Source organism: Ruegeria sp. C12 (assembly GCF_056537745.1).
The window spans coordinates 264,079-288,371 of sequence record NZ_JBQFSA010000005.1 but is presented as its reverse complement, the minus strand read 5'-3'; the positions used below and the strand labels follow the sequence as shown (position 1 = coordinate 288,371).

The 24,293-nt window shown below is 61.2% G+C and carries 22 protein-coding genes; 6 read left to right on the top strand and 16 right to left on the bottom strand.

The genetic code is table 11. The features are described 5' to 3' along the window. Positions 1-3 precede the first annotated feature (3 nt). The gene (locus tag ACR0C9_RS12485; protein ID WP_480781129.1) at positions 4-1,320 is read left to right on the top strand and encodes an MATE family efflux transporter; all 1,317 of its coding nucleotides are present in this window, start codon (positions 4-6) and stop codon (positions 1,318-1,320) included. Here the strand turns inward: ACR0C9_RS12485 and arsC are convergent. Genes arsC through ACR0C9_RS12465 form a run of 4 tightly spaced genes read right to left on the bottom strand, consistent with a single transcriptional unit; the run spans position 1,317 to position 3,476 of the window. Continuing rightward, on the bottom strand, positions 1,317-1,658 hold the full coding sequence (arsC, locus tag ACR0C9_RS12480; RefSeq protein WP_170524840.1) for an arsenate reductase (glutaredoxin): 342 nt from the start codon (positions 1,656-1,658) through the stop codon (positions 1,317-1,319). The genes ACR0C9_RS12485 and arsC overlap by 4 nt on opposite strands. Then, on the bottom strand, positions 1,655-2,713 hold the full coding sequence (locus ACR0C9_RS12475) for a quinone-dependent dihydroorotate dehydrogenase (protein WP_480781128.1): 1,059 nt from the start codon (positions 2,711-2,713) through the stop codon (positions 1,655-1,657). The genes arsC and ACR0C9_RS12475 overlap by 4 nt, the downstream gene beginning before the upstream one ends. Further along, positions 2,710-3,141, bottom strand: a complete 432-nt coding sequence (locus ACR0C9_RS12470; protein WP_480781127.1) for a DUF1330 domain-containing protein — start codon at positions 3,139-3,141, stop codon at positions 2,710-2,712. Before ACR0C9_RS12470 ends, ACR0C9_RS12475 begins: the two co-directional genes overlap by 4 nt. Beyond that, positions 3,138-3,476, bottom strand: coding sequence for a DUF952 domain-containing protein (locus tag ACR0C9_RS12465; protein ID WP_170524832.1), 339 nt, complete (start codon positions 3,474-3,476; stop codon positions 3,138-3,140). Before ACR0C9_RS12465 ends, ACR0C9_RS12470 begins: the two co-directional genes overlap by 4 nt. A gap of 109 nt (positions 3,477-3,585) precedes the next feature. Between ACR0C9_RS12465 and ACR0C9_RS12460 the strand changes: the two genes are divergently transcribed. Then, positions 3,586-5,169, top strand: a complete 1,584-nt coding sequence (locus tag ACR0C9_RS12460; RefSeq protein ID WP_480781126.1) for a bifunctional metallophosphatase/5'-nucleotidase — start codon at positions 3,586-3,588, stop codon at positions 5,167-5,169. A 56-nt stretch (positions 5,170-5,225) separates the two neighbouring features. On the opposite strand, the gene ACR0C9_RS12455 is transcribed toward ACR0C9_RS12460, so the two are convergent. After that, positions 5,226-6,878: a tetratricopeptide repeat-containing sulfotransferase family protein gene (locus ACR0C9_RS12455; protein ID WP_170622074.1), complete on the bottom strand. Its 1,653-nt coding sequence runs from the start codon at positions 6,876-6,878 to the stop codon at positions 5,226-5,228. 54 nt (positions 6,879-6,932) lie between these two features. Here ACR0C9_RS12455 and ACR0C9_RS12450 point away from each other — a divergent pair, with 54 nt between their 5' ends. Together ACR0C9_RS12450 and mnmH are read left to right on the top strand one after the other, a co-directional pair. Further along, positions 6,933-7,598 carry an SOS response-associated peptidase gene (locus ACR0C9_RS12450; RefSeq protein ID WP_480781125.1) on the top strand — a complete coding sequence of 222 codons (666 nt, stop codon included), beginning with the start codon at positions 6,933-6,935 and terminating at the stop codon, positions 7,596-7,598. A 47-nt stretch (positions 7,599-7,645) separates the two neighbouring features. Next, positions 7,646-8,698: a tRNA 2-selenouridine(34) synthase MnmH gene (gene mnmH / locus ACR0C9_RS12445; RefSeq protein ID WP_480781124.1), complete on the top strand. Its 1,053-nt coding sequence runs from the start codon at positions 7,646-7,648 to the stop codon at positions 8,696-8,698. On the opposite strand, the gene selD is transcribed toward mnmH, so the two are convergent. Genes selD through ACR0C9_RS12410 form a run of 7 tightly spaced genes read right to left on the bottom strand, consistent with a single transcriptional unit; the run spans position 8,689 to position 16,760 of the window. Continuing rightward, on the bottom strand, positions 8,689-10,848 hold the full coding sequence (gene selD, locus ACR0C9_RS12440; RefSeq protein ID WP_480781123.1) for a selenide, water dikinase SelD: 2,160 nt from the start codon (positions 10,846-10,848) through the stop codon (positions 8,689-8,691). The two genes, mnmH and selD, sit on opposite strands and share 10 nt — an antisense overlap. Before the next feature lie 5 nt (positions 10,849-10,853). After that, positions 10,854-11,240 carry a Na+/H+ antiporter subunit G gene (locus tag ACR0C9_RS12435; RefSeq protein ID WP_170524815.1) on the bottom strand — a complete coding sequence of 129 codons (387 nt, stop codon included), beginning with the start codon at positions 11,238-11,240 and terminating at the stop codon, positions 10,854-10,856. A gap of 7 nt (positions 11,241-11,247) precedes the next feature. Continuing rightward, positions 11,248-11,517, bottom strand: coding sequence for a K+/H+ antiporter subunit F (locus ACR0C9_RS12430; protein WP_170524812.1), 270 nt, complete (start codon positions 11,515-11,517; stop codon positions 11,248-11,250). Beyond that, complete coding sequence (locus tag ACR0C9_RS12425; RefSeq protein ID WP_170630878.1) at positions 11,514-12,011, bottom strand: Na+/H+ antiporter subunit E; 498 nt, start codon at positions 12,009-12,011, stop codon at positions 11,514-11,516. The genes ACR0C9_RS12430 and ACR0C9_RS12425 overlap by 4 nt, the downstream gene beginning before the upstream one ends. Further along, a complete protein-coding gene (locus tag ACR0C9_RS12420; protein ID WP_480781122.1) occupies positions 12,011-13,534 on the bottom strand; it encodes a monovalent cation/H+ antiporter subunit D in 1,524 nt (507 codons plus the stop codon). Before ACR0C9_RS12420 ends, ACR0C9_RS12425 begins: the two co-directional genes overlap by 1 nt. Next, on the bottom strand, positions 13,531-13,890 hold the full coding sequence (locus ACR0C9_RS12415; RefSeq protein ID WP_170449386.1) for a Na+/H+ antiporter subunit C: 360 nt from the start codon (positions 13,888-13,890) through the stop codon (positions 13,531-13,533). Before ACR0C9_RS12415 ends, ACR0C9_RS12420 begins: the two co-directional genes overlap by 4 nt. After that, on the bottom strand, positions 13,890-16,760 hold the full coding sequence (locus ACR0C9_RS12410; protein ID WP_480781121.1) for a monovalent cation/H+ antiporter subunit A: 2,871 nt from the start codon (positions 16,758-16,760) through the stop codon (positions 13,890-13,892). Before ACR0C9_RS12410 ends, ACR0C9_RS12415 begins: the two co-directional genes overlap by 1 nt. Before the next feature lie 220 nt (positions 16,761-16,980). Here ACR0C9_RS12410 and ACR0C9_RS12405 point away from each other — a divergent pair, with 220 nt between their 5' ends. Next, positions 16,981-17,451: a rhodanese-like domain-containing protein gene (locus ACR0C9_RS12405; RefSeq protein ID WP_170524806.1), complete on the top strand. Its 471-nt coding sequence runs from the start codon at positions 16,981-16,983 to the stop codon at positions 17,449-17,451. Then, entirely contained in the window at positions 17,451-18,275 is an 825-nt protein-coding gene (locus tag ACR0C9_RS12400) for an alpha/beta fold hydrolase (protein ID WP_170524803.1), read from the top strand. The genes ACR0C9_RS12405 and ACR0C9_RS12400 overlap by 1 nt, the downstream gene beginning before the upstream one ends. On the opposite strand, the gene mdoH is transcribed toward ACR0C9_RS12400, so the two are convergent. Genes mdoH through ACR0C9_RS12380 form a run of 4 tightly spaced genes read right to left on the bottom strand, consistent with a single transcriptional unit; the run spans position 18,276 to position 24,253 of the window. Next, positions 18,276-20,144, bottom strand: a complete 1,869-nt coding sequence (gene mdoH, locus ACR0C9_RS12395) for a glucans biosynthesis glucosyltransferase MdoH (RefSeq protein ID WP_480781120.1) — start codon at positions 20,142-20,144, stop codon at positions 18,276-18,278. Continuing rightward, the gene (locus ACR0C9_RS12390) at positions 20,141-21,640 is read right to left on the bottom strand and encodes an OpgD/OpgG family glucan biosynthesis protein (protein ID WP_480781119.1); all 1,500 of its coding nucleotides are present in this window, start codon (positions 21,638-21,640) and stop codon (positions 20,141-20,143) included. The genes mdoH and ACR0C9_RS12390 overlap by 4 nt, the downstream gene beginning before the upstream one ends. After that, positions 21,637-22,854, bottom strand: a complete 1,218-nt coding sequence (locus ACR0C9_RS12385; protein ID WP_170735256.1) for an OpgC domain-containing protein — start codon at positions 22,852-22,854, stop codon at positions 21,637-21,639. The genes ACR0C9_RS12390 and ACR0C9_RS12385 overlap by 4 nt, the downstream gene beginning before the upstream one ends. Before the next feature lie 28 nt (positions 22,855-22,882). Further along, a complete protein-coding gene (locus tag ACR0C9_RS12380) occupies positions 22,883-24,253 on the bottom strand; it encodes a tetratricopeptide repeat protein (protein WP_480781118.1) in 1,371 nt (456 codons plus the stop codon). Positions 24,254-24,293 lie beyond the last annotated feature (40 nt).

The window sequence follows — 24,293 nt, the reverse complement described above, 5'->3', positions numbered from 1 at the left end:
GGAATGCACGATGCCCCGGCACCCATAACGCACGGGCGGGTGCTGAAGATCGCGGTTCCGATTGTGCTGTCCAACGTGACGGTGCCGATTCTGGGTGCGGTGGACACCGGCGTTGTCGGGCAGATGGGTCAGGCCGCCCCGATTGGGGCCGTGGGGATCGGCGCTGTGATCCTGTCTGCGGTCTATTGGATATTCGGTTTTCTGCGCATGGGCACCACCGGCCTTGCCGCGCAGGCGCGAGGGGCAGGGGATACGACCGAGATGCGCGCCCTGCTGATCCGGGGGCTGATGCTGGGTGCGGCGGCCGGGCTGGTCTTTATCGTCACGCAGGTCGCGATTTTCAGCGGCGCGTTTCTGCTGTCTCCGGCCAGCCCAGAGGTCGAGGCGCTGTCCCGGGCCTATCTTGAAATTCGGATCTGGGGCGCGCCAGCCACCATCGCGCTTTACGCGGTGACCGGATGGCTGATCGCGGTCGAGCGGACGCGGGGCGTGTTCCTGCTGCAAATCTGGATGAACGGGCTGAATATCGCTCTGGACCTGTGGTTTGTTCTGGGCCTCGGCTGGGGCGTTGAAGGCGTTGCCATTGCAACCCTGATCGCCGAGTGGACGGGGCTGGCGCTGGGGCTGTGGTTGTGCCGCGACGGGTTCCGGAACCGGATCTGGCGCGATTGGGCGCGTATCTTCGATGCGGTCCGTCTGCGGCGGATGCTTCAGGTGAACAGCGATATCATGATCCGCTCGGTCCTGTTGACCGGGTCCTTCACAACCTTCCTGTTTGTTGGGGCCGATCTGGGCGATGTCAATCTGGCCGCCAATCAGGTGTTGCTGCAATTTCTGGAAATCACCGCCTTTGCGCTGGACGGGTTTGCGTTTTCTGCCGAGGCGCCGGTCGGTGGCGCGGTCGGCGCTCGGGACCGGTTTCAGGTCCGGCGCGTCTCTGTCGTGTCGTCGCAATGGGGTGTCGGCGGGGCCGTGCTGCTGGGCGCGGTTTTCTTTTTCGCCGGACCTGCGCTGATCGATCTGATGTCCACCTCGCCCGAGGTGCGCGAGGCCGGGCGCGCGTTTTTGTTCTGGGCCGCGATTGCCCCGGTCATTGGCGTGGCAAGCTGGATGTTTGATGGCATCTATATTGGCGCCACCTGGACCCGTGAGATGCGCAATGCGATGCTGCAATCGGTGGCCATCTACGTCGTGGCCCTGTTCCTGCTGGTGCCCAGCTTCGGCAACCACGGGCTGTGGGCCGCGCTTATGGTCCTGAACTTTGCGCGCGGCGTGACAATGGGCTGGCGCTATCCCCGGCTTGAGGCTCAGGTGGCTTAAAGCAGGTCCAACAGGTTTTCCGGGGGTCGCCCGATGGCAGCCTTACCGCCCGCGATAGCCAGCGGCCTCTCGATCAGGATCGGGTTCTCGGCCATGGCATTGATCAGTTCCGCATCCGGTGCATCTTTTGACAGGCCCAATTCCTTGAACCGCTTCTCGCCCGTGCGCATCATCTGAACGGCGGATACGCCCAGAAGGGCCTGAGCTGCGCGCAACTCCTCGACCGAGGGGGCATCTTCAAGATATTTCCGAACCTGAACCTCCGCACCGCGCTCTTCCAGCATTGCCAGACCCGTGCGGGATTTTGAACAGCGCGGGTTGTGCCAATATTCGATCACAGCCAATCCTCTCGTTTGCTACCCACGGCCTGCGCCACCGAGTCGAACCCGTCACGCGCCAGCAGGGCGTCCAGCCCCTGCGCGATCTCCGCAGCCAGCGACAGACCGCCATAGACCATTGCGGTATAGAACTGCACCGCGGACGCCCCGGCGCAAATCTTGGCATAGGCTTGTTCCGCCGTGCTGACGCCGCCGACGCCGATCAGAGGGATGTTGCCGCCGGTGAGGTGACTCAACCGGGCCAGCACGCGTGTCGATTTCTCGAACAAGGGCGCACCCGACAGGCCGCCTTTTTCGTCCTTGTGCGCACTGCGCAGACCGTCACGGGACAGGGTGGTGTTGGTTGCGATCACAGCATCCACGCCGGTCTCGGCGGCGACCTCGGCGATGTCCTGCAATTCGGCCTCGATCAGATCGGGCGCGATTTTCAGGAAGATGGGCAGGGGGCGGGGCAGGGCATTGCGTGTCTCGATGACGCCGCTCAGCAGTGCGCCAAGCGCGGCTTTGCCCTGAAGATCGCGCAGCTTTTCGGTGTTGGGGGATGAGACGTTGACGGTGGCAAAATCCAGATGCGCGGCGCAATGGGCCAGCACTTTGGCGAAATCTCCCGGCCTGTCGTCGCTGTCTTTGTTTGCGCCAAGGTTCAGGCCGATCACAGCATCCTTGGGACGGTTCGCCAACCGTCCGGCCATGACCTCCATTCCGTCATTGTTGAACCCAAACCGGTTGATGGCGGCCTTGTCCTCGGTCAGGCGGAACAGGCGGGGCTTGGGATTGCCGGGCTGTGGGCGCGGGGTCACGGCCCCGACCTCGATAAACCCAAAGCCCGCGCGGGACAGAGGGGTCAGGACCTCTCCGTTCTTGTCAAATCCAGCGGCCAGCCCCACCGGGTTGGGCAGGCGCAGCCCCGCAACTTCGGTGCTCAGCCGGGCCGAGGTGATCGGCCCGGGCGCAGGGGCCAGCCCGGCTTTCAGCGCCTTGATCGACAGCCCATGGGCGGTTTCCGGGTCCATCCGGTGCAGGGCGGCCAGCCCGAGTTTTTCGGTCAGTTTCATCCGAAGGACGCCCCGCCCTCGGTCGAACCGCAGCGGATCAGGCGCGAGGTTTCGACCGCCGCCTGACGATGCACAACGGCTTTCTGATAGTCGGGAGCGGTGACCATTTCCAAAAACACATGAGCGCTGGGATAACGGGCGATGAACACTGCATCCCACGCTTCATCCGTCGGTCCGATCAGGGTTGCCTGAAACACGCCGCGCCACAGGATCGACGCGCCCAAACGGGCAATGATAGGGGCGGTCTCTGCCCCGTATTTGCCATAGGCATCCGCCCCGGTCAGGTCGGCCCCGGCCAGTTCGTGACCCGCCGGATAGGCGGCCTTGGCGCGAAACTTGACCAGATTCAACATCTCGATGGGGTGATCGCGATCCAGCGTCTTGAAGGTTTCAAACTGCTCGCGTTCGGGATCGATATAGGCGGTCATGCCATCTCCTTCGGGAAGTGGTGTGTTTGGCCATCAAAGGGCAGCGCGCGCGACCAGACCACGTCACTCATGCGGATCTGGCGATAGAGATGTGGGAACAAGGCCCCGCCGCGCGACACCTCCCATTTCAGGTCATCGCCCATGGCATCCGCGTCGCAGGCCAACAGGGTCAGCCCCTCGATACCGGCGAAATGCTTGGCTGCGGTTTCAGCCGCCTGTTCAGCGGTGGAAAAATGCACGAACCCGTCGGACAGATCGATCGGAGCCCCGTCCGATGCCCCATTGGCCTGCAACTCGGCCCATTCATCGGCCCGGAAAATTTTGTAGATCAGCATGTCTTGGGTGATGCCTCGCGCTGCGGGGGGAATCAAGTCGGATTTGCCCCTTTGACTCTTTCCCGTCCACAGCGCACGATCTGCGCAATCAAAGATAGGGAGTATTCAAATGTTGACCCGTTTCCTGACATCGGCCGCCGTGTTGGCCCTGACCGCAGGTGTTGCGGCGGCTGAGTATAAGCTGACGATTTTGCACACAAACGACATTCACAGCCGCATCGAGTCGATCAACAAATACGATTCCACCTGCGACGCCGAAGACGAGGCCGAGGGCAAGTGTTTCGGCGGCGTGGCCCGGCTGAAAACAGCCGTGGACGCCAAGCGGGCCGAGCTGGCGGATGAAAACGTGCTGCTTCTGGATGCGGGTGACCCGTTCCAGGGCTCGCTGTTCTACACCACCTACAAGGGCGCGGCCGAGGCCGAGTTCATGGAAGGTATCGGCTATGATGTCATGGCCGTCGGCAACCACGAGTTCGACGATGGCCCCGAAGGTCTTGCAGCCTTCATCGACGCGGTCAGCTTCCCGGTGATCTCGGGCAATCTGGATCTGTCGAATTCGGCCGAGTTGAAGGACAAGGTGCAAAACCACGTGGTTCTTGAGGTTGGTGGCCAGAAGATCGGCATCATCTCGGCGCTGGCAACGGATACGGTCGATACCTCAAGCCCCGGCAAGGACGTGGTGTTTAAGGACGAAATCGAAAGCCTGAAGGCCGACGTCGCGGCGCTGCAGGAAGACGGGGTGAACATCATCATCGCGCTGAACCATGTGGGTCTGGCCAAAGATCTGGAGATCGCCGAACAGGTTCCCGGCTTGGATCTTGTCGTTGGCGGCCATTCGCACACGCTGTTGTCGAACACGGACGAAGGTGCTGCGGGTGCCTATCCGACGATGGTGGGCGATGTGCCGGTGGTGCAGGCCTATGCCTATTCGAAATATCTGGGCGAAGTGGTTCTGACCTTCGACGATGACGGCAATCTGATTTCCGCAGAAGGTGAGCCGATCCTGCTGGACGCCTCGGTCGCCCCTGACCCGGACGTCGCAGCGCGTGTCGCCGAAATGGGCGCACCGATTGAAGAGATGAAGCAGCGCGTGGTTGCTGAAACCGGTGCCGCGGTCGAAGGGTCGCGCGATATTTGCCGGGTGCAGGAATGCGAGATGGGCAACCTTGTCGCCGATGCGATGCTGGCGCGGGTTGCGGATCAGGGGGCCCGAATCGCCATCGCAAACTCGGGCGGGCTGCGCGCCTCGATTGACGAAGGCGAAGTGACCATGGGCGAGGTCCTGACGGTTCTGCCGTTCCAGAACACGCTGTCGACCTTTGAGATCAGCGGTCAGGGCGTCATTGACGCGCTGGAAAACGGTGTCAGCCAGGTGGAAGAAGTCAAAGGCCGTTTCCCGCAGGTTGCCGGTATGACCTTCACCTGGGATCCTTCGGTCGCGCCGAACGAGGGCCGTATCACTGAAGTCATGGTTGCCGAGGGTGACGGCTTTGTGCCGATCGATCCGGCAGCGACCTATCTGGTCGTGACCAACAACTATGTGCGCAATGGCGGAGACGGGTACAGCATGTTCGAAGGCGACGACAAGAACGCTTATGATTTTGGTCCTGATCTGGCGGATGTGACAGCGGAATATCTGGCCGCAAACGCGCCGTATACGCCTTATGTCGATGGGCGTATCAAGCAGAAGTAAGGCGCTGGTATATCAAAGAAAGCCGCATCATTTCGATGCGGCTTTTTTCGTTTGGATCAGCTGAAATCGTACTCAGGCCATAGATCGGGATCGAACCCGTCCAGCATGGGCTGAATATGCTCGGCGACGGCGCGCCAGCCACCGATCGACTTGGTCGAGATCTTGTTGCGCACCTGATCGATACTGGCTGTTCGCACTTGTTTCGTATTGTCCTCGGGGCGCACCATCGCGGGGTGCCATTCAATCTCGCAGAACGCAGCGATGTCTCTGCTATAGGTTTCCGGGTCGGCAACCAGTTTTTCATAAGGCACGGTCAGGATGCGACCGGCAAACGCGGCATCCCAATGCGCCATGTACCGACGGTACAGGTTGGCCGTATGCGCAATCGATTCCAGGTTCGAGGCATAGTTCATACCGCCCGCCGGGAAACGCCGAATCCATTTTGACAGGCCAACATCCCGAGGATCGCGCAACATGTTGATGACTTTCGCGTTCGGGAACGCCCCAAGGACGAAGCCGACGCGCTGGAAGTTATGGGGCATCTTATCGACAAAGGCTGTCGAATCCTCGGGGATCGGCGGCATTAGCTCGCGAAACTGCTGCGCGAACTCGCGTGCTGCATCCGCGTCGAACGCCTGTTCGCCCGATTGGAACTCGACAGACAAATCCGCCGCCAAAGTCAGTTCGCCACAACCCGCGATACCGGGCGCGGCGCTGAGCATCATTTCCATCAACGTTGTGCCAGAGCGGGGCTGCCCGATCACGAAAATCGGGGCTGGGGTCTCGACCAGATCAGAACTGACTGCAGGCCCGCCAACCGGAAACAGGTTCGTAATCGCGTTAAACTTCTTATCTTCCGCCGCAAAATGGTAGGGATTGGTGCCGTGCTGCGTCGCGTTGGCTTGCGCGAAATGCGGCATCGCCGCACCCAGCCCTTCAATCTTCGAGGTCAGGTGGGCCTTTGCGAATTGAAGCTCTTGCAAGTCGTGATCACTGGCATCTATCGCCGCTTCAACCTTGTTCAAAAGGGCAGAGGCATTACCCTTGTCGGCAATGGTCGACAATTGCAGCAACGCGTTCTTGTGGTTCGGGTCCTTGTCCACAATCGCACGATAAAGCGTGCCAGAGCTCTCTTTGTCGCCGCTTTGGTGCAAGGTAACTGCTTTGGCAAAGGCGACTGCCGGATTCTCGGCGTCCAACTCGAATGCGCGTGAGACATCGCGCGTATTTTCCTCCACAAAGCCGATCCTTGCGAAAGCACGCGCCCTTTTGATCAGCAGATCAGCATTATCGGGATCATTGGCCAGTTTCTGCGTCGCATAGTCGATGATCGACCGCCAGTTGCTGCCCTTCAGCGAAATCTCTTCGATGACCCGCGCAAGTTCCTTGTTGTTCGGAAACTTCTCGGATTTTTGTTCCGCATAGGTCAGCGCGCGCTCGATCTGGCCGGTCTGCATCAACGCATTTGCAAGGTTCTCGACAAATTGCGGGTCTTCCGGCTTCATACGCGAGGCTTCGACGAAATGCGGGATCGAGCGTTTGTATTGCTTCATCTCGGTCAGGACGAACCCGGCTATGGCGCGATAATCGCAGTCCTTCGGGAATTTCTTGATCCCCAGCTCGGCCTTTTTCAACGCCTGTGGCAGTTTTCCTGCCTCCAAAAGCTCGATTGCCTTGTCTTTCAGGGATTTCGCCGTTTGATTTTTCATGTCACCCCATGAGACCTTGTGCCTGAATGAAACACTTTCGAGGGTTCATTACCCATGTGCGGACGGTTTGCAATAACTCTTCCCAATGATGCCATGGCGCAGCTTTTTGCCGGCAGGCCTGCCAACGCCTTGCCCGCCGTCCCGAACTACAACATTTGCCCGACAAATCAGGTCCACGCCGTGCGGTTGGGTGAGGGCGGTCGGCAGTTGGACGCGCTGCGGTGGGGATTTCTGCCCCGTTGGTACAAGACCGAAACCGCAGGGCCCTTGTTGATCAACGCCCGGGCTGAAACACTGGCTGAAAAACCCGCTTTTCGCGATGCCTGCCGCGCGCGACGGTGCCTGATCGTAGCCACCGGTTTCTACGAATGGACCAAGACGGAACAGGGCACCCGTCTGCCCTGGTATATTCATCGCAAAGATGGGGCTCACATCGCGTTTGCAGGGGTCTGGCAGGATTGGGGCCCTGATGACGCCCGGCAATCCACCTGCGCCATCGTCACCACGCAAGCGAACCAAAACCTGTCTGCCATTCACCACCGGATGCCCTTGATCCTTGAGCCGGACGACTGGTCCTTGTGGTTGGGTGAGGCAGGCAAAGGTGCCGCGCGGCTGATGAAACCCGGGGCCGAGGATGTGTTGGAGTTTCACCGGGTCGACCCGACGGTCAATTCCAACCGCGCGTCGGGCCCCGAATTGATCGAGGCAATCGAAGAATGATCGCTGACAGGCTTTCCATAGGTCGCGCGGACAGCTAGATCGTTGCCATGGCTCTGAAATTCTCTGATCTCACACAGCTTTATTCGCATGGGTTCGACACCGTGATCGACGTGCGCAGCCCGGCAGAGTTTGCCGAAGATCACCTGCCTGGTGCGATCAACCTGCCTGTTTTGGACAATGAAGAACGCGCGCGGGTGGGAACGATCTACAAACAGCAAAGCCCGTTTCTGGCCCGCAAGCTTGGGGCCGCGTTGGTGTTTCGGAACGCGGCCAACCACATCGAACACAGGCTCAGCCATCATGAGGGCAACTGGCGTCCACTGGTCTATTGCTGGCGCGGCGGTCAGCGCTCGGGCTCATTCACCTGGACATTGCAACAGATCGGGTGGCGGGCCGAAGTGGTTGAGGGCGGGTATCGCACCTATCGCCGTTTGGTGAATGCCTACCTGTATGACCAACCGTTACCGTTCCGGCTGGTGGCGTTGGATGGGTATACCGGGACCGCCAAAACCGACCTGTTGCATTATCTGAACCAACGAGGCGTTCAGGTCGTCGATCTGGAAGGTCTGGCCAATCATCGCGGGTCTTTGCTGGGGGAAAGGCCGGGCGGGCAGCCCAGCCAGAAGGCTTTTGAATCCGCTCTCTCTGCCGCCTTATGCGCTCTGGACCCGGCACGCCCGGTTGTGGTCGAGGCGGAGTCGTCCAAAATCGGAGAGCGCATATTGCCGCCCAGCGTCTGGACCGCGATGTGCAACGCGCCGCGCATTCACATCAGCGCACCGATTGAAGCTCGCGCCGCCTATCTCGCTCGCGCATATGACGACATCCTGTCGGACACCGAACGTCTGCGCGACCGGCTGTCACCGCTGCGCCTCCATCGTGGGCACGAGGTTGTTGATGGGTGGTTGCAACTGATCGATGCCGGTGACAAACCGGCCTTGACCCGCGCCCTGATGGAGCAGCATTACGATCCCGCCTACACCAAATCCCGACGGTCTTTTGCGACCGACACACTGGCGCAGATCGAAGTCGTGCGCTTGGATGAGCCGGGCTTGAATGAGGCAGCCGCCCGGATCGAACGGGCTCTGGATCAGCATTGAAGCCGCAGGCCCGGTGCTTCGGTCAGGGAACCGATGCGCACCGCCGGATACCCGGCGTTTTGCAGGTCTTCCAACACCGCGTCGGCATCGTAGGGCGCAATGGCTGCTAGCAACCCGCCTGCGGTTTGAGGGTCGAACAACAGCGCCGCCTTGCCGTCCGAGGGAAGTTCGGGCGCGATTGATCTGTTATCCGCGAACAAGGTGGAATGCATGCCGCTGTCGTTCAGGTCCAAGGCCCCGGGCATTGCGGGAACAGCCTCCAGATCCAGAACCGCGCCACCGCCCGAGGCGTCGCACATGCCCTTCAGGTGACCCGCCAGACCGAAGCCGGTGACGTCGGTCATGGCATGCGCATCGACCAGAATACGCGACGCAGCACCCTGCGGTTGGGTCATGATTTCATAAGCTCTTGCCACGCTTGCACCATCTCCGCGCCCGGCCATTTCCGCAGCCATCACGACGCCGCTGCCAATAGGCTTGGTCAGGATCAGTACATCCCCCGGTCGGCCACCGGCCAGAGTGATCGGCGTATCCCGGCACAAACCCGTCAGCGTAAACCCAATCGTCATCTCATCGCCCATCGAAGAGTGACCGCCGACGATCTCGGCCCCGGCCTCTCGCATGACCTCGTTGGCGGTGGTCATGATCTCGCTCAGGGTGCGTTCCTGTAGTGCTGCGGACATGCGGGGCAGGATCAGAGTCGCCGTTGCAGCCTGCGGTTCGGCCCCCATGGCCCAAATGTCGCCCAAAGCATGCACCGCCGCGATACGCGTCATCAAAACCGGGTCATTGGTCACGCTGCGCAAATGGTCCGAGGTCATGACCTGCCGCACCCCACCCGTTGTCAAAAGCGCCGCGTCGTCTCCGGGCAGGGGCGTCACGTCGGTCCGGGTTGGATCAGGCAAAGCCGCCAGCGCCTGTTGCAATGCACCGCGCCCAACCTTGGCCCCGCAGCCGCCGCACATGGGTTTGTCGCCCAATGTCTCCGTCACGCCTGCCGCATGATCGCGCGGCAGCGCCGGGGCTTGCATCGCGGGAAGATCGCGGAACTTATTCATAAAACTCTGATCGATGTGGTTCTTCCACTGCCACATCAATGCGCCGCTGAACGAGGTGCCCAGCCGCTCGCCCAATGCGGATTTGCCGCCCAGCGAGATCAGTTTCAGGTAATCCTTTTGCGGCACATAGCGCCGCATTGTCCCGGCCCCCAGCGCCGCCCACAGGTTGTGAAACAGAACCGGGGCTTCACGCACCGCATAAACGCCCGCCTTGGGGCGTGGGTTTTCCGTCAGATGGGCGCAGTCCCCGGCGGCGAAAACGGCCGGATCGCTGGTTTGAAGATGGCCGTTCACCCGTATGAACCCGTCCTGCAGGTCCAGCCCGGTGCGGGTGATCCAGTCATAGGGGCGGGCCCCTGCGGCTCCGGTCACGAACTGGGCCTCGATCCGGCGGCCATCCTGCAACGCCACATGATCGGCGGCGATTTCCTTGATCGCGGTCTGTTCCAGCACCTCGACGCCAAGATCAACCATCGCCCGACGGATCGTCGCGGCCGCTTTGGCTCGGGTCGCTGTCAGGGCCGAGGCATTGTCGATCAGCGTCACCTGCGCCGCGCGCTGGCGGGATTTCAACGCATGGGCCATGGCCATGGCCAGTTCGACCCCCGCGACACCTCCGCCGATCACGGCAACCGATGCGGGGCCGCTGCCATCCAGATACGCAGCCCAACGGGCGGCGAAGGGGCCCAAGGGCTTGGCAGGCACCGCATGTTCGGCAAAGCCGGGCAGGGCGGGCATATCCGAGGTAATCCCGACATTGACCGAGGCCACGTCGAACGCCACCGGCGGACGCCCCGGTACATGAACGCAGCGCTGATTGGTATCGATGCCATCGACCGCCCCCAGAATGACCCGCGCACCGGCAAATCGGGCCAGCTTTACCAGATCGATATCCAGTTCCCACCGGGCATAGTGCCCCGCGACATAGCCGGGCAGCATCCCGGAATAAGGCGCGGTCGGGCCGGGGTTGATCACAGTCACCCGTGCACCGGGCAGCGGGTTCATCCCCCATTTGCGCAGCAACAGCGCGTGGGTGTGTCCTCCGCCAATCAGAACCAGATCACGGGTCAGGGGCAGCGGAGATCTATTCATCAGGATCAGTTCGTACTGTGGTCAGGGACGTCTTCGACCTGCTCGACCGCGTGGGTGGCCCAAAGCTCATCCTCACCCGCGTCGGGCAGATCCTCGGGCTTTTCATGGCGATGTATGTGCCATTTGGCAATGAACAGGGCCGTGATCGGGGCGGTCAGGAACAGAAACAGGGTGATCAGCAACTCGTGCAGGGAAAGTTTGCCTTCCAACAAAACAGAATGCGCGATCGAGGCCAGCAGGACGCCGCCAACCCCCAGCGTCGTTGCCTTGGTGGGTGCGTGCAGACGCGACATCGGGTCCTTCAGTTTGATCATCCCGAAAGAGCCCACAAAGCCGAAGATGCCAGACATGATCAGGAAGGCTGCAATCAGAAGTTCGACGAGAAAAGTCATGCCGCCCTCACTCGATAATATTGCCGCGCAGCATAAAGCGCGCGTAGGCCACGGTTGAAACAAAGCCCAGCATGGCGATGATCATGGCGGCTTCGAAAAAGATCTCGGTGCCCTGATCCAGACCGTAAAGGATCATCAGGGCGATGGTGTTTATCACCATCGTATCCAGTGCCAGAACGCGGGTGCCGACGCCATCGGCGGTGATGATCCGCCAGAGGCACATCATGATTGCCGCTCCGAAACAGGCGAAGGCAAACCAGATCGCATAGTCTATCATTCGAAAATCTCCTTCAGGCGGCGCTCGTAGCGGTGCTTGATCTGGTCACGGACCGCGTCGGGGTCGGGCGCGTCGAGGCAGTGCACCAGCAGGTTATGCCCCTGCGCTGACAGATCGCAGCTGACGGTGCCGGGCGTCATGGTGATGGTGCCTGCCAGAACGGTGATCGCCTCGGGCGTGCGCAGTTCCAGCGGGATACAGACCCAGTTGGGCTGGCGGTCCCCGTCGCGCTTGAACAGGATGATCCGGGCAACGGTGATGTTGGCCATGACGATGTCCCACAGAACGACCAGCATGTATTCAACGACCATCGGCCAGTTGCGCAGCTTGGGGCGGTCGGGCCAGTAGGGTTGAGTGATGAAGGGAATGATGATCCCCAGGATCAGCCCGAAGACCAACGAGTTCAGCGACGGTTTGTTGGCCAGCAGCATCCAAACCACCGTCAGCAGGAAGGTCAGGTGCGGGTGCGGGAATACGCGGCGCAGCAGCTTGATCATTCTTCCCCTCCCAACACGGCCGAGATGTAGTGCTCGGGCGTGAACAGTTGTTCAGCGGTTTTGCTGGTGTAGGTCAGTGCGGGCCCGGCAAATATAGTCAGCAGGATCAGCCCGGCGACCAGACCGCAGACGGATGTAAAGGCCAGTCCGGGTTGCGGCTCGGGCGCGGTTTTGGGGGTGGCGTCATCTTCCGGTGTTGATGCATCGTGGCTTTTCCAGAAGATCAACGATCCTGCGCGCGCCAGTCCGACGATGGTGACAAAGGACCCGATCAGGATCACGGCCCAGACCCATCTCGCATCCGGCGCCCCGCGCGAGGCATCGAGCACCAGCAGTTTGCCGACAAAGCCCGACAGCGGCGGCATACCGGCCATGGCAATGGCTCCGACAAAGAACAGGGCCGAGATCAGCCCGGTCTGCGCCATCGGCGCTTTGGGCATGATCGCTCCGCCCCGTCGTTCCATCACCAGATCGGCGACAAGGAACAGCAGCGCCGTGGCGAGCGTCGAATGGAACACGTAATACAGCGCAGCGGCGCTGGCCTGAGGCGTGAACAGTGAGATTGCGATCAGCAGCGTACCCATCGAAGCAATGGCGCAGAAGGCCACCATCCGCGCGATATGTTGCGAGCCCAGAATACCGATAGCCCCGACCGCAAGCGTGACCAGTGCGGCGGGTTGCAGCCAGTCACCGACCAGCCCTTGGGTCGCCTCGACCTCGGGACCGAAGGCCAGCGTATACATTCGGATGATCGAGTACGCGCCGACCTTGGTCATGATCGCAAACAGGGCGGCCACCGGCAGCGGCGCGTTGGCATAGCTGGCTGGAAGCCAGAAATGCAGCGGCAGAACGGCGGCCTTGATGCAGAAGACCAGCAGCAGCAGCACCGCACCGACGCGCAGCAGCGCGGTGTCTTCGGGCGGGATTTCGGCCACGCGCAGGGCGATATCGGCCATGTTCAGCGTGCCGGTCACACCGTAAAGCGTGCCCAGAGCAAACAGGAACAGGGTCGAGCCCAGCAAGTTGTAGGCCACATATTGAACGCCGGATTTCAGCCGCACGGACCCGCCGCCATGGGTCATCAGACCGTATGAGGCGATCAGCAGAACCTCGAAGAACACAAACAGGTTGAAGGCGTCACCGGTCAGGAAGGCGCCGCAAACGCCCATAAGCTGGAAATGGAACAAGGCGTGGAAGTGTTTCCCCCGTTCATCCCAGCCCGAGGCGATAGCGTAGAGCACAATGGGCAACGCCAGCAAAGCGGTCAGCAGAACCATCATCGCCGAAAGCCGGTCCAGCACCATGACGATGCCGAACGGCGCGGGCCAGTTGCCAAGCTCATAGACCTGAATCTCCCCTCCCGCTGCCTGGGCGGTGACGGTCAGGGCAATGCCCAGCAAGGCAACGACGCCCGAGACCGAGAAGATGCGTTGCAGGTCCAGATGATAGCGCAGGACCATGATAATGAACGGGGCCAGGATCGCGGGAAGGACGATCGGCGCAACGATCCAGTGGTTCATGCGTCTTCCTCCGGCGCGTCCACGCTGTCGCTTGCGCTCATGTCGATATGGTCATCTTTCGAGGACAGATAGGCCGACAGGGCGATCATCACGATCACCGCCGTCATCCCGAACGAGATCACGATGGCCGTCAGCACCAGGGCCTGGGGCAGCGGGTCGGTATAGGGGACGTCTTCGTATTTGTTCAGAACCGCAGGCGCATTCAGGGCCAAACGTCCGGTGGCAAACAGGAACACGTTCACCGCATAGGTGATCAGCGACAGGCCAAGAATGACCGGGAATGTCCGTCGGCGCAGGATCAGGAAGATCCCGGCGGCGGTCAGAATGCCTACGGCAGAGGCAACCAGCGCTTCCATCAGGCCTGCTCCTTCTCTTCTACTTCGTCCTGTGGGGCATCCCGCAGCGGGTTGATATCCATCGGGAATTCCTGCGCCATGCCCGGTCGCCACGCAAAGCGCGACAGGCTGTCGAGCGCCAGCATCACGGCCCCCAGAACGGCCAGGAACACGCCCACGTCAAACAACATGGCGGTGGCCCATTCGAACTCTTCCAGCGGGGGCCAGTTGATGTAGCCGAAGTCGCTGGTCAGGAAGGGGCGTTCGTTGAACCAGGCCCCCAGACCGGTGGCGGCGGCGATCAGCACACCCCAGCCGATGGTGCCGTGATAGTAGAACCTTTGTCGTTCAATCGCCCAGGTATAGCCGCTGGCCATGTATTGCATCAGAAACGCAATCGCGACGATCAGACCGGCGATGAAGCCGCCCCCGGGCTGGTTGTGACCCCGGAAGAAGATATAGGCCCCGACCATCAGCGCGATGGGCATCATCACACGGGTGACAACCACCATCATCAGCGGGTGTGAATCCCCCGATTGCGGCCAGTGCGGTTTGCGGTTCAGCAGGTAGCCGCGCACATTGGTGCCCAGAATCGCCTCGGTCAGGGCAAAGATGATCAGCGCGGCAATGCCCAGAACAATGATCTCACCAAAGGTATCAAAGCCCCGGAAGTCGACCAGAATGACGTTCACCACATTGGTGCCTCCGCCGCCTTTGTACGAGTTTGCCAGATGGAAATCGGAAATCGTCGGGAAGGCGAAGTCGCGCAGCATGATCGCATAGATCAACGCCCCGGTTCCCACGCCAGCAACCACGGAAATCGCCGCATCCCGCCAGCGCCGCGCGGCGGAACTGTCCCATGGCGTCTCGGTGGGCAGGAAGTTCAGCGACAGCAGCAGCAGGATCATCGTCACCACTTCGACCGAGATCTGGGTCAGCGCCAGATCCGGTGCCGACAGATAGTTGAAGGCAACCGAAACGATCAGGCCAACAACGCCGATCAGCACGAGCGAGAGCAGACGGTTGCGATGGAACCACATGATGCCCAGCGTCGCGCCGACCAGACAGATCCAGCCAATGATGGGAATGATCTGCGCGGGAATCGGTACACGGGTTTCGACACCGATGGTTCCCGTCGAATAGGCGTAATAGCCAAGCCCTACGGTAAAGGCGACAAAGATGATCGCGTAGCGGCTCAGGACCCCATTGTGCAGTTCATCCGTAATCCACTGGCTGAGGCGCGTGAAGGCGTTGATGATAGCCTCGAAAATCACCTTGGCTTCGGGGCGGGGCAGAGCGTTCCACACATACTCGCCCCGTTTGTGCAGCGCCAACAGGAACAGACCGCCCAGCGTGGCCACGACCGACATATACAACGCCGGAGTAAACCCGTGCCACAGTTTCAGCGAGTAATAGGGCAGTTTCTCGCCCCCGATCACAGCGCTGGACACAACGGCCACCAATGGGCCGACGATAGCGGCGGAATAGAAGCCGATCAGCACAACCAGAACCACAAGGAACGCCGGCGCAATCCACAGCCCGACAGGCGGATCATGCGGATGCGCGGGGTAATCGTCGCGCTGCGGTCCAAGGAACACATGGCTGACGAAACGGAAGGAATAGGCGGCGGAAAACAGCGCCGCCAGCAGGGCCAGACCCGGCATCAGATAGTGCGAGTTCAGCCATGTGGTGTGCACGGTTTCCTCCAGCATCATCTCTTTCGAGAGGAACCCGTTCAGCGGCGGCAGGCCGGCCATCGACAGTGCCGCGATTGTGCCGATTGTGAAGGTGATCGGCATCAGGTGCCTTAGACCCCCCAGCCGTTTGACATCACGCGTTCCGGTCTCGTGATCGACGATCCCGGCGGTCATGAACAAGGCGGCTTTGAACGTCGCGTGGTTGATGATGTGGAACACGGCGGCCACGGCGGCAAACTTGGTGCCAAAGCCCAGCAGCATGGTGATCAAACCCAGATGCGAGACGGTTGAAAACGCCAGCAGCGCCTTCAGATCATCCTTGAACAGCGCGATCACCGCCCCAAGCAGCATGGTTACTAGACCGGTGGTGGCAACGATATAGAACCACGCATCGGTGCCCGACAAAACCGGCCACATCCGCGCCATCAGAAACAGGCCCGCTTTCACCATCGTGGCCGAGTGCAGATAGGCCGAAACCGGCGTCGGTGCGGCCATCGCGTGCGGCAGCCAGAAATGGAACGGGAACTGCGCCGACTTGGTGAAACAGCCCAGCAGGATCAGGATCAGCGCGGGCATGTAATAGGGCGATGCCTGTATCAGTTCCTTGTTCTGCAGAATCACACTCAGATCGTAGGACCCCACGATATTGCCCAGGATCAGCATCCCGGCGATCATCGCCAGCCCGCCGCCACCGGTGACGGCCAGTGCCATTCGCGCGCCCTGACGGCCTTCGGGCAGGTGTTTCCAATAGCCGATCAGCAGGAAGGAACTTAACGAGGTCAACTCCCAGAAGATCAACAAAAGCAGGATGTTGTCGGACAGAACGATCCCGACCATCGCGCCCTGAAACAGCAGCAGATAGGTATAGAACTGCCCCATCGGATCTTCGCGCGACAGGTAAAACCGCGCATAGAGGATGATCAGCAGACCGATGCCCAAGATCAGCAGGGCAAACAGAAAACCAAGCCCGTCCAGCATGAAGTTCGCGTTCAGCCCCAGGCCCGGTATCCAGTCGTACCGGGCGGTCACGACCTCACCTCGCATGACCGAGGGGATGTGGATCAACAACCCCATCAGGGCCAGGAAGGTGGTCAACCCAGCGGCCGAGGCGGCTGCGTTTCGTCCCGCCCGGATCAGGAGGGCTGGAAACACAGCTCCGATAAAGGGAAGGGCCGCGATGAGGAATAGGGACAAGTGCGATACTCCGGTCTGAGCGGTCAATATGATTGAATTGGTAAGGATAATTTATTGACTGTCCAAAAATTGCAAGGTTTCGAACGGCCTCAAAAGATGTATTCCGGATGTGATTAACCTGCGTAATAATGACGCGAACTTGAACGGGTGGCCGGTTTTCCGCGCAGCACCGGCCCCGCTGCTGTGTTAGAAAACACCCGTCAGCGCAGGAGGGCGCCGCATGGCGGACAGGACAAACCGGACCCGAAGGTGGGTTTTGCTGGGTGGCGGGGCCGCCATCGCAGCCGGGTTTGCGATACGGGAATATCGTCTGATCCCGCAGGATTATTCTGGTGGTCAGCTGGACGTATCTCAGGCGCATCAACAGGCGGTTTCGGGCGATGTTCTGCTGGTGGATATCCGCACGCCGCGCGAATGGCGCGCAACCGGCATCGGGCAGGGGGCGCAGCCTCTGGATATGCGGCGGGACGATTTTGTTCAGGCTTTGACGACGTTGACGGGCGGAGATCAATCCGCCCCCGTTGCCCTGATCTGCGCCCGCGGGGTCCGCTCAGCCCGGCTGAGCAACCAACTGACCGAGGCGGGTTTCACCAATATCATCGATGTGCCCGAAGGCATGCTGGGGTCTGCCGCCGGGCCGGGCTGGGTGCGCGCCGGGTTGCCGGTCGAAGCTTATACCGAGGGGACGTAATGGAAACGAAATACTGGCTGTCTTTTTGTTTGGCTTGCGCAGGAAGCTCGGCCCTTGCCGATTGTGGTCCGGATCAAGGGACCTGCCAGACGCCGTCGGGCGAATATCACATAGAATTGCCCAACGCCGAAAACCCGCCATTGGTGGTTTTCCTGCATGGCTATGGGGGCAGCGGTGCCGGAACCATGAGAAACCGCGCTATGGTGGACCCATTGCTAGAGCGTGGCTATGCCGTCATGGCTCCGGAAGCGCTGGAACGACCGGACAGGGGCGGCACCAAAAGCTGGAACTTCTATCCGGGCTTTGGGGATCGTGATGAAACCGCGTTTCTTAGCGAAACGGTCGAAGATGCGGCCGCGCGCTTTGGCATCGACAGTGAACGCGCGATACTTGGCGGGTTCTCGGCTGGTGGCTTCATGGTGAATTACCTGGCCTGCGCGGCACCCGATACATTCTCGGCCTATGTGCCCGTCTCGGGCGGGTTCTGGCGTCCGCATCCCGAAGCCTGCGAAGGGCCGGTTCGGATGTTCCACACCCATGGTTGGACCGACAATGTGGTCCCGTTAGAAGGGCGTCTGCTGGGCGGCGGGCGCTTTCATCAGGGCGATATCTTTGCGGGCCTCGAAATCTGGCGCATCGCCAACGAATGCGAGGATACGAAGCCCAGCGGGTTTTCGACCACCGGGCAATTCATGCGGCGCAACTGGATGGGATGCGCCGAAGGCAGTGCGCTGGAATTTGCGCTGTTTCCCGGCGGTCACAACGTGCCAAGTGGCTGGGCTGACATGATGCTGGACTGGTACGAGGGGTTGCCCGGCGGCTGATTACTCCGCCGGGGTCATTGTGCCTTTGCCTTCGATCAGCCGCTTCAATTCATCCCGGTGACGACGGGCCGAGCGGGTGATGGCCGGTTCGGCAAAATCCTCGCGCATGCCAACCATGCGGCGGGCGGTACCGGCGGACACGCCGCTGAGCGCAGACAGCGGGATCGCCAGTGCTAGGCTGATCGCAATCGGGGCCAGCCAGACCGAGACCAGACCGGCCAGAATACCAACGCTCAGCGCGATGCCGCTGATGGTTTCCAGCGTGTGGCACAGGATCAGGGTGCGCAAGGAATAGCTGCCGCCATCGCGTGCCTGTGGCGACCAGCCCCTTTGAATGCCCAAGGCGGTGCGGAACACGGCGATCATCTGCTGCACCATCAGGATCGGAGCGTAGAGGATCGACAAGATGACCTCGAACAGGAACGAGGTGAAGAACCGCCGCCAGCCGCCGAAATCCGAATAGCGCACACCGCTGAGGGGCAGGGCGGCGACGCCCAGAACCTTGGGGGCCAGCAGCATGGCGTACATGACCAGAATGATCAGTACGTGGCGCGTCTCGGTCATTTCGGGCCATTGCGGGAACAGCGGATTATCGGGGCTGAAGTAATGCAGAACCGAGGCCTCTTCGCCCTGACCGATCAGCGCCCACATCAGCAGCAGCGCAAACCACAGTGGCGACATCAGATATCCAACCGCCCCATGGAACATGTGAAACCGCGAGACCGAGCGGAACCCGCGCGAGCCCAGCAGTTTCAGATGTTGCAGGTTGCCCTGACACCAGCGGCGATCCCGCATGGCGTGGTCGATGAGGGTGGGTGGCGTTTCTTCGTAAGACCCCCGGATGCGCGGCAGGAACCGCACAGCCCATCCGGCGCGACGCAGCAGACCGGCCTCGACGAAATCGTGGCTCATGATCAGCTTTTCCTGCCCGGTCAAGGACCGCAGCTTGGGCAGACCGGCACAAGTGGCGAAGGCCTTGGTGCGGATGATGGCGTTGTGGCCCCAATAATTGCCCTCTTGCCCGCACCAGCGGGCCAGACCTTCGGCAAAGGCGATGCCATAAACGCCATTGGCAAACTGCTGCATCCGGGCAAAGACCGATTGCGCGCCGATCAGTTGAGGGTAGCTTTGGATCAGGCCTGCGCCGGGGTCGCGCGCCAGCGAATCCGTCAGGCGGGCAATGGCGCGGCCGGTCATCAGGCTGTCGGCATCCAGAACCAGCATCGCGTCCCAATCCGCGCCCCAGCGGCTGACCCAATCGGCGATATTGCCAACCTTGCGGTCGGTGTTCTGCGGGCGGCGGCGGTAATAGAGCTTCAGGTCCGGGGCCAAGGTCGTGCGCAGCGCTTCGATACTGGCTTGCTCTTGCGCGGCGATATCCGGGTCGCGCGTGTCCGAGAGGATGAACATCGCGTATTCATGCTGACCACCACGCGCGCGCAGTTCTTCCAGCATGGTGCGGGCATTGCCCAGCACGAACCACGGGACCTCATTATAGGTCGGCATCAACAGGGCCACGCGCAGCGGTTGGGCGCGTTCCCGTCTGATCGGGCGATCCTGCCGGGACAGGGAAATCATGCCCAGAAGCACCGTGCAGACGGTGAAGGAAATCCAGAAGAAGTTGAACGAGATCAGAGCCAGCAGAATGCCTTCGACCAGATTGATCCCCTCGGCCCCGAACCAGTCGCTCATGACCCAGAGCAGGCCCAGCGTTGCCGCCATGGCGGGCGAAAAGGCCAGCGCACGCCAGAACCCGGCGGATCGGCGTTTGCCCGACGGCACCCCGGCATCGCGGAACCCCGCGCGGAAATCCTGCGCGGGCATGGCCAAGGGCGCCTCGGGCGGCATGATATGCAGATCGCGGCTCATGTGGTCCAACGGTACAGCCAGACTTCGGAGGCCGGTTGCTTGCCCACCAGCAGTTGCGCGCGCAGTTCAACATAATCGCGGTCGCCGGGCTGGAACGAAAAGGCCAGACGCACACCGCCTGTATCGGGGTTGCGCTGCAACACGCCGTCCGAAGTTTCGGCATGAGGCGAATTGGCAAAGATGCGAATGGCGTCCAGATCGTCGAACAACTCGCTGGGTTCGAAGTCGATCACGGCCAGACGGCCTTCGCCGAAGGTGTTTTCCCCCATCGCCGTGTTGATGACACGCGGCATCGAGGTGCGCTGGGGTTCCTCGCCCCAGATCAAACGGTAGGTCAGATCAACCCGACTGCATGCAGCATAGGGTTCCGCCGGACGCCAATAGGCAACGATGTTGTCATAGATTTCCTGATCGGCCGGAATCTCGACCAGTGTGACGGTGCCCTTGCCCCAGTCATCCCCCGGTTCGACCCACAGGCTGGGGCGCTTGTGATAGTTCGCCTCAAGATCCGCATAGTCTGAGAATTCGCGCTTGCGCTGCATCAGACCAAACCCTTTGGGGTTGGTATCCACGAAAGACGAAATTTGCAGGCGCGTCGGGTTGGCCAGAGGCCGCCAGATCACCTCACCCGCGCCGTTGCGGATCAGCAACCCGTCACTGTCATGGACAGCGGGGCGGAAATCGTCGAACCGGCTGTGGTTGGTTTGATCGAACAGGAACATCGAGGTTCCAGGCGCGATGCCGACGTGATCCAGCTCGGTGCGCGGGAACAGGGTGGCTTCGACATCCATGATGCAGTCGGCACCGGCGGTAACGTTGAAACGATAGGCCCCGGTCACGCTGGGGCTGTCCATCAACGCGTGGACCACCATGTTGCGCTGGCCCGGTTCCGGGCGTTCCAACCAGAAGCGGATAAATTCCGGGAATTCCTCACCATCCGGATCGCCGGTTTTCAGCGCCAGACCGCGGGCGGACAGACCGTAAACCTCGTGCAGGCCGATGGCGCGGAAATAGCTGGCCCCCTGCCAGACGCAGAACTCATCTGTTTTGCCGGGGCGGTGCATTTCGGTGCGCAGGCGCAGGCCCGAGAAGCCCAGCGTGTCGTCGATAGGCAGGGTCGGAACCTCATCCGACTTGTCGAACATCGCAAGATCGAAGGCCACCGGCTTGGTCATTCCATTCTCAACCGTCGACACTTTGACCGTGCGCGGGAAGTACAGGCCCGGCGTGAAGAAATCGACGTTGAAGGGGGTCTCGGTCTCGTACCAAAGGGCGCGATCCAGTCGGAACCGGATCGAGCGGTATTGCTGGTACGTCAAGTCCTGCCATTCCTGCGGCACCATCTCACGCTCGGCAAAGGGACGGCTGGCCAGTTCACGGGCCAGCTCGATCACATGATCACGGTCAAATGGCACGTCCCCGCCCGAGGCAAAGGTGGCCGGCGCCAGAAACAGCGCGGAGGTTGAGGCCAGAAATGCGCGGCGCGTAAAAGTCATTTCTTAGATTTCCACGGATGAGATTTGAACCAGCCGGCCAGATAGGCCACTGCGATGATCATGGCAAAGCCAATCATGTTGGCGGCGAAAACGGTGGCGCCATCCCGCCCGGCCTGATCCAGCGCAACGCCGATCAGACGGGCTGCCGCCATCGAGAAGACGAAGACCGCAAGCGATTGCTGGCCGACTTTGGTCACCAGCTTCAGCACCACTTGCCAAACCCGTGCGCCAACACTGTGGCCCGAGGCGATCAGGCGGTGGCCATGTTCACCCGCGACGACCCAGCCCAGATAGGCCAGCGACAGGAAGTGGATGTAACGGAACAGGCCGAACTCGGTCTTGCCGCGCAGTTCCTTGGTCAGGGGCCAGATCTCGCGGATTTCTTCGGCCAGGCCGGGGGCTGCAGATTGCACCCACAAGAACACTTTCCACGACCCGATAGGCGCGGACAGAACCAGAAACGCAATCGCCGCCCAGATCAGTGTTTTTGACACCCGCGGGGCAGGGATCCAGCCGCGCATGAAAGCAAAGCCGGTGAAGAACAGCAGCTGCCAGCCGAACGGGTTGAAGAACCATTGCCGGTCCGACCAAGGCTCGGCCGGAAGGGCAAGCGCGCCGGTCTGAGCCACCAGCCAGATCGACACCGAAGCCAGCGCGACGGCCCAGAACCCGATGCGCGACAACGCCATGAACAACGGCATCATCGCCAGCACGACCAGATACATCGGCAGGATGTCAAAGTAGTTGGGCACATAGGTCAGGGTGAAAATCCCGACCATCTGCGGCAGCGGATCGTTGAAGAAATGCTGCAGGTTCAGGGACGAGACGTAGTTCTTTGTAAACAGGCCGGAATTATCCAACGCCGCCATGGTCATGGCGACAAAGAAGAACAGACAGATATGCGCCCAATAGACCTGCCAGATGCGGAACGCCACGCGGGCGGTGCCCATCCACCAACCCTTGCGCAGAAACGCGCCGCCAAAGGCGATGGCCGAGGCCATGCCGGAACAGAACACAAAGATCTCGGTAGCGTCGGAAAACCCGAAGCGCGCCGGGATCCAGCTTGTCCAGGGGTTGCCGGGGATATGGGCAACCAGAATGATGAACATCGCGATGCCGCGATAGAAATCCAGTCGCGGGTCGCGCACGGTTGCCGGAGCGGCCACCGGGGCCGCCACAGGCGCAAAATCAGAAGCGGGCGATGCAGTCGCCATACGTTTTCTGTCCTTCTTGGTCTTTTTGTTATTCGGCCGGGACGCTTTGAGCGTCTCCGCTGTCGCGGGCCGCGTCGATCAGGGCGCGGCGCGCAAGTGCGTAATTGTCCTCGCCCCCGGCACGTTTGGCGCGCCGGTCGTCCAGGATGCGCTCCACCGCGTCCAGACGCCCGGCGCGCAGGCCGGAATCGATTGTGATGCGCTCGAATACATCACGTTGTGCGTGGCTGCCACCTGCCATTTGCATGCCAGCGCGCGCGGTCGACAGGAAATCGAAGGCCGCGCCATAAAGCCCGTCGCCGAAGGCCTCCAGGCCCTTGGCCGCAGCAATGCCTGGATCGGACATGCGGATCGGGGTGTCCCCCTGATTGCGCTGCGCATCCTTCTGAATGCGCTGCAACATTTTGCCCGTCGCGTCCGTGCGGTTGTCACCGGTCAGCGCCAGCAGGTAATGCAAGTCGGCAAAGATCAGGCAGCCATCCTCGGTCCGCGCGGCGCTGAGGTCGGCGAGTTCTTCCCAGCGGTTGCCGACATCGATGCCCTCAAGCTCCAACCGCGACAGCAGCGAGGTCGCGTTCGAGATGTCGCGATAATCATCCGTCTTGTCCTTGCGGATATGCTGATCATACAGCGCCATCACCTGATCGACCTGACCCAGATCCAGATGCATCAGCGCCTTGTGCCACCAGACGTGATAGCGGAAGTTGTTGCAATGCGCCCAGGCATCCTCGCGCCCCGCGAGCCAATCCAGACCCAGTTGCGCGTTCCCCGTCATTTCATGCACATGCGCCACGGCGTGCAGGCCCCAGGCATCGTCCGACACCATCCACAGCGCCTGACGCCCGGCGATTTCGGCCTTCTCGTATGCGCCGGTTTCCTCCAGCGCGAAGGAATGGCAGCCCAGCAAATAGCCGCGTCCGGCATGATCCGGCTCGTAAGCGGGCAGAACCCGTTCAATCGACCGGCGCATTCCCGCCGAGTCGCCCAATACAAACCGCGTTGCATGGCTGAGTTTCATCGCCAGCGTGTCGGTCGGATGGGCGCGCAGAACCTCTTCGAATTTCTGCACAGCTTGCGAGGGCAGGTCGGCCAGATAGAGCGACAAAGCGTCGACATACAGCTTCTCACGCGCCGACACGGTCTGGCGTGTCATTGCGGTGTTGGCTGCGGCCAGAGCCTCGGTCGCGACGGGCAACATCTCGCGCCGACCCAGCAGAACCATGAACAGACCCTTGATCGCATGACCCAATGCGAAATCCGGCTCAAGCTCGAGCACTTTGCCCAGATGCTGAGGGGTGATCGCCGCGTGCGCCATGAACCCAAGCAGAACACCATCCCACGCTTCGACGGCTGCCGGGTGGCTGAGGGTGTTCAATTGTCCAAAAACGTCTTGTTTCATACTTGGGTCCAATCTGATTGCGATATTTGACACTGTTCGA

What these genes read in the sequence shown, in the direction of transcription:
- ACR0C9_RS12485 (WP_480781129.1), top strand. Translation starts at nt 4, where the DNA reads ATGCACGATGCCCCGGCACCCATAACGCACGGGCGGGTGCTGAAGATC.
- ACR0C9_RS12475 (WP_480781128.1), bottom strand. Translation starts at nt 2,713, where the DNA reads ATGAAACTGACCGAAAAACTCGGGCTGGCCGCCCTGCACCGGATGGAC.
- ACR0C9_RS12470 (WP_480781127.1), bottom strand. Translation starts at nt 3,141, where the DNA reads ATGACCGCCTATATCGATCCCGAACGCGAGCAGTTTGAAACCTTCAAG.
- ACR0C9_RS12465 (WP_170524832.1), bottom strand. Translation starts at nt 3,476, where the DNA reads ATGCTGATCTACAAAATTTTCCGGGCCGATGAATGGGCCGAGTTGCAG.
- ACR0C9_RS12460 (WP_480781126.1), top strand. Translation starts at nt 3,586, where the DNA reads ATGTTGACCCGTTTCCTGACATCGGCCGCCGTGTTGGCCCTGACCGCA.
- ACR0C9_RS12455 (WP_170622074.1), bottom strand. Translation starts at nt 6,878, where the DNA reads ATGAAAAATCAAACGGCGAAATCCCTGAAAGACAAGGCAATCGAGCTT.
- ACR0C9_RS12450 (WP_480781125.1), top strand. Translation starts at nt 6,933, where the DNA reads ATGTGCGGACGGTTTGCAATAACTCTTCCCAATGATGCCATGGCGCAG.
- mnmH (WP_480781124.1), top strand. Translation starts at nt 7,646, where the DNA reads ATGGCTCTGAAATTCTCTGATCTCACACAGCTTTATTCGCATGGGTTC.
- selD (WP_480781123.1), bottom strand. Translation starts at nt 10,848, where the DNA reads ATGAATAGATCTCCGCTGCCCCTGACCCGTGATCTGGTTCTGATTGGC.
- ACR0C9_RS12435 (WP_170524815.1), bottom strand. Translation starts at nt 11,240, where the DNA reads ATGACTTTTCTCGTCGAACTTCTGATTGCAGCCTTCCTGATCATGTCT.
- ACR0C9_RS12430 (WP_170524812.1), bottom strand. Translation starts at nt 11,517, where the DNA reads ATGATAGACTATGCGATCTGGTTTGCCTTCGCCTGTTTCGGAGCGGCA.
- ACR0C9_RS12420 (WP_480781122.1), bottom strand. Translation starts at nt 13,534, where the DNA reads ATGAACCACTGGATCGTTGCGCCGATCGTCCTTCCCGCGATCCTGGCC.
- ACR0C9_RS12415 (WP_170449386.1), bottom strand. Translation starts at nt 13,890, where the DNA reads ATGGAAGCGCTGGTTGCCTCTGCCGTAGGCATTCTGACCGCCGCCGGG.
- ACR0C9_RS12405 (WP_170524806.1), top strand. Translation starts at nt 16,981, where the DNA reads ATGGCGGACAGGACAAACCGGACCCGAAGGTGGGTTTTGCTGGGTGGC.
- ACR0C9_RS12400 (WP_170524803.1), top strand. Translation starts at nt 17,451, where the DNA reads ATGGAAACGAAATACTGGCTGTCTTTTTGTTTGGCTTGCGCAGGAAGC.
- mdoH (WP_480781120.1), bottom strand. Translation starts at nt 20,144, where the DNA reads ATGAGCCGCGATCTGCATATCATGCCGCCCGAGGCGCCCTTGGCCATG.
- ACR0C9_RS12390 (WP_480781119.1), bottom strand. Translation starts at nt 21,640, where the DNA reads ATGACTTTTACGCGCCGCGCATTTCTGGCCTCAACCTCCGCGCTGTTT.
- ACR0C9_RS12385 (WP_170735256.1), bottom strand. Translation starts at nt 22,854, where the DNA reads ATGGCGACTGCATCGCCCGCTTCTGATTTTGCGCCTGTGGCGGCCCCG.
- ACR0C9_RS12380 (WP_480781118.1), bottom strand. Translation starts at nt 24,253, where the DNA reads ATGAAACAAGACGTTTTTGGACAATTGAACACCCTCAGCCACCCGGCA.